This window comes from Mycobacterium palustre, from assembly GCF_002101785.1.
Lineage (GTDB): Bacteria > Actinomycetota > Actinomycetes > Mycobacteriales > Mycobacteriaceae > Mycobacterium > Mycobacterium palustre.
Genome location: NZ_LQPJ01000136.1, coordinates 139085 through 151305 on the forward strand (window position 1 = coordinate 139085; position 12221 = coordinate 151305).

General features: G+C 67.2%; 10 protein-coding genes and 1 pseudogene. 6 read left to right on the forward strand and 5 right to left on the reverse strand.

Features of this window, described 5'->3' with window-relative positions:
* Positions 1 to 84: 84 nt before the first annotated feature.
* Genes AWC19_RS23840 through AWC19_RS23855 form a run of 4 tightly spaced genes read left to right on the forward strand, consistent with a single transcriptional unit; the run spans position 85 to position 4834 of the window.
* On the forward strand, positions 85 to 1695 hold the full coding sequence (locus AWC19_RS23840; RefSeq protein WP_085080549.1) for an SMP-30/gluconolactonase/LRE family protein: 1611 nt from the start codon (positions 85 to 87) through the stop codon (positions 1693 to 1695).
* Entirely contained in the window at positions 1695 to 2435 is a 741-nt protein-coding gene (locus AWC19_RS23845; RefSeq protein WP_085080550.1) for a GntR family transcriptional regulator, read from the forward strand. Before AWC19_RS23840 ends, AWC19_RS23845 begins: the two co-directional genes overlap by 1 nt.
* 13 nt (positions 2436 to 2448) lie before the next feature.
* Entirely contained in the window at positions 2449 to 4047 is a 1599-nt protein-coding gene (locus AWC19_RS23850) for an AMP-binding protein (RefSeq protein WP_142281378.1), read from the forward strand.
* Complete coding sequence (locus tag AWC19_RS23855) at positions 4040 to 4834, forward strand: SDR family NAD(P)-dependent oxidoreductase (protein ID WP_211284985.1); 795 nt, start codon at positions 4040 to 4042, stop codon at positions 4832 to 4834. Before AWC19_RS23850 ends, AWC19_RS23855 begins: the two co-directional genes overlap by 8 nt.
* Before the next feature lie 6 nt (positions 4835 to 4840).
* On the opposite strand, the gene AWC19_RS23860 is transcribed toward AWC19_RS23855, so the two are convergent.
* The gene (locus AWC19_RS23860) at positions 4841 to 6277 is read right to left on the reverse strand and encodes a purine-cytosine permease family protein (protein ID WP_085080553.1); all 1437 of its coding nucleotides are present in this window, start codon (positions 6275 to 6277) and stop codon (positions 4841 to 4843) included.
* Positions 6267 to 7457: an FAD-dependent monooxygenase gene (locus tag AWC19_RS23865; RefSeq protein WP_085080554.1), complete on the reverse strand. Its 1191-nt coding sequence runs from the start codon at positions 7455 to 7457 to the stop codon at positions 6267 to 6269. Before AWC19_RS23865 ends, AWC19_RS23860 begins: the two co-directional genes overlap by 11 nt.
* Positions 7458 to 7595: 138 nt before the next feature.
* Between AWC19_RS23865 and AWC19_RS23870 the strand changes: the two genes are divergently transcribed.
* Positions 7596 to 8168: a helix-turn-helix domain-containing protein gene (locus tag AWC19_RS23870; protein WP_085080555.1), complete on the forward strand. Its 573-nt coding sequence runs from the start codon at positions 7596 to 7598 to the stop codon at positions 8166 to 8168.
* A gap of 86 nt (positions 8169 to 8254) precedes the next feature.
* Here AWC19_RS23870 and AWC19_RS23875 read toward each other — a convergent pair.
* Positions 8255 to 8743 (reverse strand): annotated as a pseudogene (locus AWC19_RS23875) (flavin reductase family protein).
* Between the two features lie 134 nt (positions 8744 to 8877).
* Positions 8878 to 9492 carry a 3,4-dihydroxy-2-butanone-4-phosphate synthase gene (locus tag AWC19_RS23880; protein WP_085080556.1) on the reverse strand — a complete coding sequence of 205 codons (615 nt, stop codon included), beginning with the start codon at positions 9490 to 9492 and terminating at the stop codon, positions 8878 to 8880.
* 209 nt (positions 9493 to 9701) lie between these two features.
* Here AWC19_RS23880 and AWC19_RS23885 point away from each other — a divergent pair, with 209 nt between their 5' ends.
* On the forward strand, positions 9702 to 11162 hold the full coding sequence (locus AWC19_RS23885) for an aldehyde dehydrogenase family protein (protein ID WP_085080557.1): 1461 nt from the start codon (positions 9702 to 9704) through the stop codon (positions 11160 to 11162).
* Here AWC19_RS23885 and AWC19_RS23890 read toward each other — a convergent pair.
* Positions 11135 to 12163 carry an Lrp/AsnC family transcriptional regulator gene (locus AWC19_RS23890; protein ID WP_085080558.1) on the reverse strand — a complete coding sequence of 343 codons (1029 nt, stop codon included), beginning with the start codon at positions 12161 to 12163 and terminating at the stop codon, positions 11135 to 11137. The two genes, AWC19_RS23885 and AWC19_RS23890, sit on opposite strands and share 28 nt — an antisense overlap.
* Positions 12164 to 12221 lie beyond the last annotated feature (58 nt).

The window sequence follows — 12221 nt, forward strand, 5'->3', positions numbered from 1 at the left end:
GTGGTTTTGAACGGCTATTGTCTGGACTAGATCGAGTTGATAACGTCCAGCCCTGACGGCCGACGGAAGGATCTCGGCGAGACCATGACGCTCGCGGCGCAGCCATCGCGATACGCATCACCGCACCCGGTCGAGGTCGCGACCGGCTGGCGACTGGAGCGGGTCACCGCTCCCAGCCGCCTGTTCGGCGCGAACGGCCTGCGCACCGGCCCGGACGGGCGCGTGTACATCGCACAGGTCACCGGCAGTCAGATCAGCGCGCTGGATCCCGGTACCGGGCGCCTGGACACGTTCAGCCCCAAGGGGGGTGAGATCGTGGCGCCCGACGACGTCGCGTTCGACGCGAGCGGCAACCTGTACGCGACGGAGGTGATGGACGGCCGGGTCAGCGTCCGCGACGCCGCCGGCCGGACCAGAGTGCTGCGCGACGACGTTCCGTCCGCCAACGGCATCACCTTCCATCGGGGCCGGCTGTTCGTCGGCGAATGCCGTGAGGGCGGGCGCCTGCTCGAGCTCGACCTGGCCGGTGGGCCGCCGCGGGTGATCTTGGAGAACGTGCCGTCACCGAATGCGATGGAAGTGGGCCCGGACGGCCTGCTGTATTTCCCGGTGATGGGCGCCAACGAGATTTGGCGCGTCGATCCCGACGGCGGCGAACCACAGTGCGTGGCGCGCGATCTCGGTGTGCCCGACTCGGTCAAGTTCGACCGGCAGGGCCGCCTGGTCTCGACGCAGGTGGCGAGCGGGCAGGTGCTGCGCATCGACCCGCGCGGCGGCGAGCGGTGGCTGCTGGCCCAGCTGAGCCCGGGGCTGGACAACTGCACCTTCGTCGGCGACCGGGTGCTGGTGTCCAACTTCACCGGCGAGATCACCGAGATCGCGCCGGACGGCGCGACGCGCACGGCGCTGCCCGGCGGCCTGAACTGGCCGCTGGACCTGGCCGTCGGCCATGACGGGCGGCTCTACGTCGCCGACGGCACGTATTTCTATGTCGCGCTGGCCGACGGGTCTTTGCAAACCGTGGGGATGTTGTTCAGCCCCGGGTATCCCGGATTTTTGCGCGGGGTCGCGTCGACCGGACCCGGCGAATTCGTCGTGACGACCTCGGGCGGACAGGTCAGCCGGTACCGCCCGGCCGCGTGCGAAACCGAGGTGCTGGCGGACGGATTCGACCAGCTCTACGGCGTCGCGGTAGGGCCCACCGGAATCGTCGTTGCCGAATTGGGCACCGGGCGGCTGCTGTCGGTGCGGTCGGGCGGCGTCGACGTGCTGGCCACCGGCCTGCGCGAGCCGGTCGGCGTCGCGGCGGCCGCGGCCGGGGCGTGGCTGGTGGCGCTGGCCGGCGCCGGGCGGGTGGTCGAGCTGCGCGGGTCGCGGATGGACACCGTGGTCGCCGATCTGCAACGCCCGCAGGGCGTTTGCGTGCACGACGGGGTGCTCTACATCGTCGACGCCGGCGCCAAGGAGTTGATAGCCTTCGACATGGACACCAAGGTTCGGCGGACCATCGCATCCGGATTACCGGTCGGCCCCCCGCCCGGCGTGGTGCCCAAGCCGCTGAAAGGCATGCCGCCGTTTTCGGGTCCGCAGGGCCCGTTCGCCGGCATCGCCGCCGCGTCCGACGGAACGCTCTACGTCTCGGCCGACGGCGACGGCAGCGTCCTGGCATTGCGCCAATCGCGGGACGGCCATTGATGTCTCAGGCCATCTCGAGCGAGCACCGGTACCTGCAGATCGCGCGCACGCTGCGCAAGGAGATCGTCGACGGCGTGTACCCGGTGGGCTCGCAGCTTCCGACCGAACACCAACTGTGCGAGCGATTCGCGGTCAGCCGCTACACCGTCCGCGAAGCGCTGCGCCGGCTGCGCGAGGACAACCTCGTCGCGTCACGCCCCCGGGCGGGCACCCGCGTGGTGCCCCGGCCGGCGTCGAGTTCCTATGCGCAGGAGACGATGTCGATCGAGGATCTGCTCGCGTTCGCGGCCGGCGCGCGGCTGACCATCGAGTCCAACGAGATGGTGGCCATCGACGACGACCTCGCCGCGCGCACCGGGCTGCAGGTCGGCGGGCAGTGGCTCTCGGTGCGCGGCTATCGGCAGGCCGAGGGCGCGTCGGTGCCGCTGTGCCAAACGGAGTACTACATAAACCGCGATTTCGCCGCGGTCGGCCGGCTGCTGCAACGCCACACCGGCCCGATCTTTCCGTTGATCGAGGACCTGTTCGGGGTGAGCATCGCCGAGTTGCGCCAGGAGATCGCCGCGGTGCTGCTGCCGCCCCAGCTGGCCGACGGCCTCGGGGTCGCGGCGGGCACGGCGGCGTTGCAGATGCGGCGCACCTACAAAACCTCCGATGGCGAGATCGCGCAGGTGACGGTCAACACCCACCTGTCGTCGAGCTTTCGGTATGCGATGACGATGCGCCGCGTGAATGAATAGGCCGAGCGCAGCCATGGACACGGCATGCGCGGCCGACGCCTACCGGCGCGGGTTGTGGGTCCCCACCACGCTGGCCGACGCGCTGCGCTCGGCCGCGAAGGACTCACCGCGGCGAATCGTGTTGGTGGACAAGGAAACTCGGCTGGACTGCGCCACGCTCGATGCCCAGGCCACCGGGCTGGCGAACGCCCTGCTGGCGCGCATGCCCACCGGCAGCGTCGTGTCGTTCATGCTGCCGAACTGGCACGAGGCCGCCGTCATCTACCTCGCTGCGACGCTGGCCGGGATGGTGGTGAACCCGATCCTGCCGTCGCTGCGCGACCACGACCTGCGCTTCATCCTCGACGACGCCGAGACCGCGGCCATCTTCATCCCGCATCGGTTCGGCGGCCACGACTACGCGGCGATGCTCGACCGGGTGACCGCCGCGGTGCGCCGCGCCCCCGAAGTGGTGGTGGTGCGCGGCGAGGCCGGCGCACACACGCCGTACCCCGCGCTGCTAGAAGATCGGCCGCGGCCCACGAAGCTGCCCGCACTGGACCCCGACGCGGTGCGGATGGTGCTGTACACGTCGGGCACCACCGGCCGGCCGAAAGGCGTGCTGCACAGCCACAATTCGCTGCACGCCCTGATCTGCCAGGTCCGCGACCAGTGGAACGTCGAGCCGGGCGACACCTTCCTGGTTCCCTCGCCCATCGCCCACATCGGCGGGTCGATCTACGCGTTCGAATGCCCACTGCTGCTGGGCACCACCGCGATCCTCATGGACCGGTGGGATCCGTCGACGGCGGTGGCTTTGATGAACACCGAACGGTGCACCCACATGGCCGGGGCGACACCGTTTCTGCAACAACTGCTGGCCGCGGCCGAACGCGCCGGCAGTCGCCTGCCCGACCTGAAGGTCTTCATCTGCGGCGGGGCCTCGGTGGCGCCGTCGCTGATCCGGCGCGCCGCCGGGTATTTCGACCGGGCGATCGTCACCCGCGTGTACGGCTGCACGGAGGTGCCCGTCGCCACGGTCGGCGCACCCCAGCCGGACGAAGCCGACGCCGCCGCCTGCACCGACGGACGGCCCGCGATCGCCGAGATCAAGCTCGTCGCCCACCCGGCCGCCCCCGACGGCGACGGCGAGATCTGCGTCCGCGGCCCGCAGATGCTGCTGGGCTATCGACACTTCGGCGACGACGCCGATTCCTTCGACGCCGACGGGTTCTTCCGCACCGGGGATCTTGGGCGCTGGGTCCAATACCCCCAGGACCGGTACCTCGTCGTGACCGGCCGGGCCAAGGACGTCATCATCCGCAACGGCGAGAACATCTCCGCCAAGGAAGTCGAGGACCTGCTGGCCGACCACCCCGGCGTCGCCGAAATCGCGGTCGTCGGGCTGCCCGACGACCGCACCGGAGAGCGGGCGTGTGCGGTGATCGTGCCCGCGGGCGGGCCGGACGTACCAGCGCCCGACGTCGCCAGCCTGCTGGCGCTGCTGGAAAGCAAGGGCGTCGCGAAATTCAAGGCGCCCGAACAGGTGGTGCTCTGGGATGCCCTGCCCAAGAACGACGCGGGCAAGATCCTCAAACATCGGATCAGAGCGGTTTTGACAGAGGATGGCTGACATGCAGGTCGCAATCGTCACGGGCGCAAGCAGCGGCATCGGCCTGGGATGCGCAAAGAAACTCGCCGCGGCGGGCATGGCCGTTTTGGGCGCCGCCCGCGACGAGGACCGGCTGGCCGAGCTGCAACGCCTTATCGACGACCCCGAGCGGGTGGCGACGGTGGCCGTCGACCTGACCGATGACGATGCGCCGCGACGCATCGTGGACCGCGCCGTAAACCGCTGGGGCCGCGTCGATTTCCTGGTCAACAACGCCGGCGTCGGCAACCCCAAGCCGCTGCACGAAACGGACGACGAAACGCTGGACTACTTTCTGGGTTTGATGCTGCGGGCGCCGTTTCGGCTCGCGCGCGAGGCGCTGCCGCACATGCGGCCCGGCTCGGCGATCATCAACATCACGTCGACGTTCGCCGTCGTCGGCGGGCTGCGCGGCGGCGCCTACTCCGCGGCCAAGGGCGGGCTGAGCGCGCTGACCACCCACATCGCCTGCCAATACGGCGCCTCGGGCATCCGCTGCAACGCCGTCGCGCCCGGCGTCACGGTAACCCCGATGGTCGAAAAGCGCTTGGAGGACGAGCGGTTCCGCAAGATCAACACCGAGCTGACGCCGCACCAGCGGCTGGGCACCGTCGACGACGTCGCGAGCACCGTCGCGTTCCTGTGCTCGCCGGGCGCCAGTTTCATCAACGGGCAGACGATCGTGGTCGACGGCGGCTGGAGCTCGACCAGGTACATGTCGGACTTCGCGCTGACGTCGCAGTGGATCGCGCGGGGCGCGGATCGTTGATGCGCGTTACCCCCGCCGCGTTCCCGCGCGCGACGCTTGACGGGGTGCGGATGGTATTGGCTCCGCTGCGGCCGAATTGCGCGCCGGGGCATTCAGGAAATAGTACGTCAGTCCTGAAACCACAAGTCCGACAACGAATGACAAGTCTGCGCCACCGAGCGCTCTGGTAACAGGGCCTTGGTAGAAGCTCAGGGAGAAGAACGGGACCATGGCCGCGAAACCGGCGAAGTAGGCGATCAGGCCCCGCGACGCCCACTGCCCGTAACGGCCCGCGGGATCCAGGATGTCCGAGATGCTGTAGTGGCCGCGGCGCACGACGTAGAAGTCCATCAGGTTCACCGCCGTCCATGGCACCAGGCAGTACACCATCACGTTGATGAATTGGGTGAAGGCGTCGAGGTAGTCAGCCGGCATCAAGACGGCCAGGGCGAGAGCCGCCGCGCCCACGATGAGGACGCCGATGATGCGCAAGCGCTTACCGGGTTGCACATGGCGGATCCCGTCGACAATCGTGGCGCCGGTGAGCATGGCCCCGTACGCATTGACCGCACTGGTGCCGATCAGCGGGGGCAGGGTGAGCAGAGCGCACACGGCACCGAATCCGGCGAACCATTCGTTGCCGGTACTGTGAATAGCCGCGATCGGGTCCGCGTTCGGTATGTACGAGCTCAGCAGAGCGCCAAGGCAACCCAGCCACGCCGCGCCGGCCGTACCGCCGACAAACGTCCATCCGATGAGACCGCGGTCGGAAATGCTCTGGGGCAGGTATCTCGAGTAGTCCGAGACATAGATCGCGTAACTGATCTGGTAACCGCCGGCGGCGGCGAACTGGGCGAGAAACGCGGTGAACGTGAAGTTCCCATGCGCTTGGCCGGTGTGCGGCAGGTGAATGCTGGCAACGATGGTGAAGACGGTGAACACCGCGAAAATCACATAGCTTGACCACCTTTGCACCGTGTGCAGCAAGTCGTGGCCCACGATGGCGATCACGGTCGAGAGCACCGCACACACCACGTACCAGACCGTGTGTCCCGGGGCGACTACCGCGATCGCCTCCCCGGCGAGAATGAACTGAAAAACGTTGTAGCCGATGTAGATGAGCAGCGCCACGAGCATTGGGAAGATGGCTCCCCGAGCGCCGAATTGTGCGCGCGACTGGATCATCTGCGGCAGCCCCAGCCGGGGACCCTGGTTGGCGTGCAACGCCATGAAGGTGGTGCCGAACGCCATGCCGGTGACGACGGCCAACAGCGTCCAGCCCAGGCTCAGTCCTAAGCCGGGCCCGATGAAACCGATGAGCATGGAGGGCAGGATGAAGCCCCCGTTGAACCAGAAGGGGCCCTGGTGCCAAGCGCGTCCGTGGCGCTCGTCGAGAGGGACCCAATCGATGGATCGGGTCTCGATGCCGACGATGGCATCTGCGCGCACGGGCTCAGAGCTCATGGCATTGCACCTCAACTTCCTGTCCGGAAAGTGCATCGAGCCGGGGCCCGGTGTCGAGCGCAGGAAAGTAGCCAGCCGCGAACTGAATTCGACGCTGAACGGGCCTGGCCTTGCCCAGCGACCAGATCAGCGCCGACCGAAGGTCCAACAGTCGGTCGGGCCATTGCGTACCGACCCTGCCGTAGAGTCGCGAGTAACGCTGCACCCGCGCGGTCACCGGTCGCTCCACGCGCTCCCACAGCGCGAGAGCGTCGTCGGGTTCGTAACGATCCAGCGCCTGTGCGAGTGCGACGCTGTTGACCATCGCCATGCACGCCGCCTGCCCGATGTTCGGTGACATCGCGTGTGCCGCATCGCCGATGATCACCGCGCGCCCCTTCCGCCAGCCGGTCGTCGTCACGTCGTAGAACGCGGCCCACCGGCCCTCGGGCACGTCGGGGATCCGCTCGAGCTGAGATCGAAAGTGGGGGAAGGACCGAATCCAGGTCTCGCGATTGAATGGCTGTTGTTCGGTGCAGGCGGTGTCGCGTTCGGGGCCGCACAGGAAGACGTAGGTCCACTCCGGAGACGAAGGCACCACACCGATGCGCCGAGCTCCGTTCCATTGCTCCATGACCACGTTGACGGGATCTTCGGGCGTACGGGGAATCAGGTGCCGCCCGCACCCGTCCCCCAGGTTCACGATCTTCCGGGTGAGGCCCAGGCTCTCGCGGACGCGGGAGTGCACACCGTCGGCCCCGATCACCACGTCGGCGGGCAGCAGCGTTCCGTCGGTCAGCTCGAGGGCACCGAACGGATGTGCCCCCGCCACTGGCGAATTCGTCTCGATGTGCGCGCCGGCGCGGCGAGCGGCGTTTACCAGGGCCGCGTGGAGGGCTCGCCGCGGAATGGTGATCAGTCGACCGTGTCGCAACCATTCCCGCTGTAACAACCGGTGCCGATGATCGCGCAGTTCGGGACTGCTGATGCGTTCGCCACCGCTGAGGACTTCGTCGTAGGCGCCCACCGCTTCGAGGGCTCGAAGTGCGTTCTCCCAGAGGTAGATGCCCGCCCCGATCTCGCGTAGCTCCCGACCCCGCTCGTGCACGCGAACCGACCACCCCCGACTGGCCAATGCGGCGGCTGCGGTCAAACCGGCAAGGCCGGCACCGGCGATCTCGACATGACCTTTGGCTGGCATTAGACCTCCCGGAGTTGTAGCCACTGTAGGTACAGAAACTGAAGTGATACTTCAGCATGGAGAAATGTAGGCCATGATGGCGGTCGGGGCAACTCGTGGAGGGAGCGGGCTATAGGTTGTGATGCGGAGGTCGTCGTCATGGTCGAACAAGCGCGCCCTGCGCAGCCGGGCGGTATGGGTGGGCGGATCAAGCAATTGCGCCGGCGCCGCAATGTCACGCTGCGTGAGCTCGCGGCCGCGGCCGGAGTGTCGGAAAGCTTTGTCTCGCAAGTCGAAAGAGGTGTGGCCAACCCTTCGATGGCGACTTTGAGTCGTATCGCCGAAGCGTTGAACACAAGCCTGTCGTCGTTGTTTGTGGGAGTGGAATCCACCGGCGGCGTCGTACGCGCCGGAGCACGCAAACGCATGGCTCATCCAGCGGGTACGGTCGAGGACTATCTGCTCACACCGGAGAGCGCCAAGACGATGCAGATCATCTACTCCGTCGTCGCCGAAGGAGAAGGATCGGGAAGCGAACCTTACGCGCACGGCGCCGAGGAAGAATGCGTGGTCGTCATCAGCGGACAGCTCGAAGTCGGCGTCGATGACCAGCTGCACCTGCTTCATACTGGCGACGCGCTGACCTTCGATCCCAAATCACCGCACTCCTACCGCAATCCGGGCCCGGGCACCACGACCTCCCTGTGGGTGACCGCGCCGCCCGTGTACTGAGCGGACCCCCGGTCGGGCCCCGGCCCGATCGGCATGCCAGCGACCAACGCCTACCTCCTCCTTGAATCATGAAACTGGCGGCGGGTTTACGCGCCGAGCCGGCGAAGAGCGCTCCGATGGAACACGATGGGCGCCACGTCGGCGTCCACCGTTACCTCGTTGACCCGCAGCACCACGATGGTGTGATCGCCGGCCGGAATCAGCTGCTCGATCGGGCTTTCCAGCCAGAGGGCGGTGCCCTCGATGAACACCGCACCCGTGGAGCGGGAAACCGTCTGCAATCTGGCGAACCGGTCGCCGGTCTTGGCGGCCAGCTTGCGCGCGGCCTCGTCGTGGGCCTCGCCGAGCACGCTGATGCCCAGCATCGGCAGGTCCTTGAGCTTGGGTCATGTCGTCGAAGTGTTCTGCACGCAGAACGACACCGGCGGCGGGTCCAGCGAGACGGGGACAAAGGTACTTGCCGCCAGACCTTCCCGGGTTCCTTTCACCTCGGCGGCGATGGCTACCACTTTGGACGGGAAATGACCGAAGGCCTCACGCAGTGACGACGCTGTCAGCTTGTTGTGCACGGCCACCCCTTATCCGCTTCCTAGGCGTTTTGCCGAATATTGCTGCGCCGCGGCCACATCCGGACGAGCCGCAATCTGCTCTTCCGGGCGTTGCGGCCGCACCCGTGCTCTTGCACGTAGTGCCAGCGGTCGGTGTCGGGTCATGGCAGTACTCGCAACACCGGCAGGCGGTGCGCACCCGCGAAAGCCTCCGCCGCCCCGTCGACCAGATCTCCTTCGTCGTTGGTCAACCTGCAGACGACCGCAACCGGGGCGAGGCCGCTGTCGCGGACCAGGTCGCAGGCCAGTTCCCAGATTCTGTCGCGTTCGGCGAAACCCCCGTCGGCGCACCGAATGGGCAGAATGTGACCGGGACGGACGAGGTCGTGCGCCGCGCTGCGCGGGTCGGCCAGCACCCGGACCGTGCGGGCTCGATCGGATGCGGATATCCCGGTGCCGATGCCGGTGGCCGCATCGACGGCGACGGTGTAGCTCAATCCGCTGTCCTCGGCCGGCAGCACCGACTGGTCTGGGATGCGCAACTCGTCGAGCCGGGCGCTGGGCATGGCGACGTGGATGAGCCCCGCCGAATGCCGGGTCGCGAAGTGCAATTGAGCCGTGGTCGCGGTGGCAGCAGGGAAGGCCAGGACGGCCCCCAGTCGGTCGACAAGCAGGCCCGCCCCGCCGCGTGCGAATGCGTCGCGAAGGTGGTCGGCGGCGCGAGTGTGCTCCTGGCGACGCCGTCCAAGCGCTGCGGTGGCGAGGGCGCTCTTCATGGGCTCGATCCCCTTCCTGGCGAGTTACGCGGACTGCACCGAAATTGTTAATTCCGCGTAATGCGGTCATCTAAGCCGCAGATTTTGCGATATACAGTATTGACGAGCCGATTTATCACGCATAGTGTATGCCACGCCGCAGGGCTTGTCGCCTACTCCACAAGGGAGCATCCGTTATGACGGCAGTCACAGATGCCGTAGCTACGTTGATGACCGCGCCCGCGCGCGCCTTCGCCGCGGTCGACCACGGCGCGTACATCTCCGGGGCGCACGTCCCCCCCGGCGCCGACGTCGTGGCCAACATCGACCCGTCCACGGGCGCGCAGATCGGACACATCGCCGACAGCGACGACCGCACCGTCGATGCGGCCGTCGGCTCCGCAGCCGACGCATTCGAGACGAGCTGGGGGCGGCTGCTACCGGGGGAGCGGGAAGCCGCGCTGCACCGATTTGCCGATCTGATCGAGTCCCACGCCGGCGAACTCGCGCAATATGACGCGCTGGAAGGCGGTAAGCCGGTCAGCTTCGTCGAAGCGGTTGACCTGCCCCTGGCGATCGAGCAGTTTCGGTATTTCGCCGGTTGGCCGACGAAACTAGCCGGCGCGGTGGTGCCCGTCGACACTCCGGACTCTCACGTATATACGCGTCGCATCCCGCTCGGCGTGGTCGCCGCCGTGACGCCGTGGAACTTTCCGCTGTGCCAGGCCGCGATCAAGATGGCGCCCGCGCTGGCCGCCGGCAACACGGTGGTGCTCAAACCGTCCGAACTCACGTCGCTATCGACACTGCGCCTCGCCGAACTGGCGATCGAAGCCGGACTGCCGCCTGGCACCGTCAATGTCGTCACGGGAACCGGCGCCACCAGCGGCCACGCCCTCGTCTCTCACCCGCAGGTCGCGAAGATCTCGTTCACCGGCTCGGAGCGGGTGGGCCGCGATCTCGGTGCCCTGGCAGGCGCGGCGCTCAAGCACGTCTCTTTGGAACTTGGCGGCAAGAACCCCAACGTCGTGTTCGCCGACGCGGACATCCCCAAGGCCGCTGCGGCGGCCGCCACGACGGCCTACTTCTATTCGGGTCAGGTTTGTTTCAGCGGTTCCCGGCTGCTCGTTGAACGTCCGGCCGTCGACGAAGTCCTCGAGGTGGTCCAGCGGCACGCTCGAACGCTGGTTATCGGCCACGGTCTTGATCGGGCGTCGACTATGGGTCCCCTGGCGTCTGAATCGCACCGGGACAAGGTTGAGCGATATTTGGACACCGTGACCGGCACGGGTGGGCGGGTCGCTTTCGGCGGTTCGCGCATCCCCGGCAACGGCTATTTCCTCGAGCCGGCCGCCGTGGTCGATCCTGGGGACAGCGACGCGGTGGTCACCGACGAGATCTTCGGCCCGGTGCTCGTGGTCCAGCCATTCGACTCGATGGAAGAGGTCATCAGGCGGGCCAACGACAGTCGGTACGGGCTGACCGGCGGGGTGTGGACCAGCGATGTGCGCAAGGCGCATGCGGTCGCGCAGCGTCTGCAGGCGGGATTGGTATGGGTCAACACCTATGCGGACTACAACGCGGCCGCCCCATTCGGCGGATTCAAGAATTCCGGCCTCGGGAAGGACTGCGGCCCCGAAGGCATCGACAAATACCTACAGACTCAAACCATTTGGATGTCGCTTTCGTGAAGCCGCAACCCATTGAAGCCCTTGGGGCGAATGGCCTTGTAATGCAAGGCGACGTAGAGCCACGATTCGATGCTCGCCACACCAGCGATACCGCGGATGTCGTTGTCGAGCACACCGAGCAGGCTCTCGCCGCTGGCAGTGGCGACTTCGGCTATCACATCGAAGCGGCCCGCCGTCAACGCCACATAGGACACCGGCGTCAGCCGAGTCAGTGCCTCGCCCACGTCCTGCGCGCGGCCATGCCGGCCCACCCGGATGGCAACCCAGCTGGTAGCGCGGTATCCGAGCCGCAGGGGATTGACGATGCACATCACCCGCACCGCGCCGGACTCCACCAGCCTGGCGTAGCGGAACCGGATCGTGGTCTCCGAAACACCCAGTGCGGAAGCGAAATCCCGGAACGCCGCCCGCCCGTCGGCAGCCAGATAGGAGATGATGTCGCGGTCGAGCTCATCGAGCTGGCGTGGCCGGATCCCGTCCTTCTCGGTACGCACGCCGGAGAACCTGGCTTGCTGGTAATGCAGTCGCAGGTAGGGCAGCAGCTCGACGGAGCGGACGCCGGCGACGCGCCGGATCACGTTGAATGCGACGTCGTGCAGCTCGCGGGCGTCGGTGCACACCAGCTCCACCTGGACCGCGAATGGTCCGGTGGTCACCGTGACGTAATCGGTGGAAGGCAGCAGCGCCAGCTCGTCGGCGGTTTCGATCGGCGTTCGTGTTCCGTCCAACGTGATCAAAGCCAATGCCATGGAGGCGAATCCGAGCGCGCTTGGATCGGTGACGGCGGTGAGGGTTATGTAGCGCTCTTCGAGCAGCCGCGAAACCCGACGCCGCACAGTCTTTTCGGTCACGTCGACCCGACGCGCCAACTCGGTGTAGGGGATACGTCCGTCGACTTGCAGTTCGTCAATCAGCTGCAGATCCAGTGCGTCAAGGTCCGCGGGACCGAGGCCGGACTGCAGCGTTCGGGCAACCTCGCGGTTCGAATCGGCTGGGGGCATGCCCAGAGGCTACCGCTCCCGGGCACTAGCCAATTCAGGAATCTCTTCACTGCCGGCA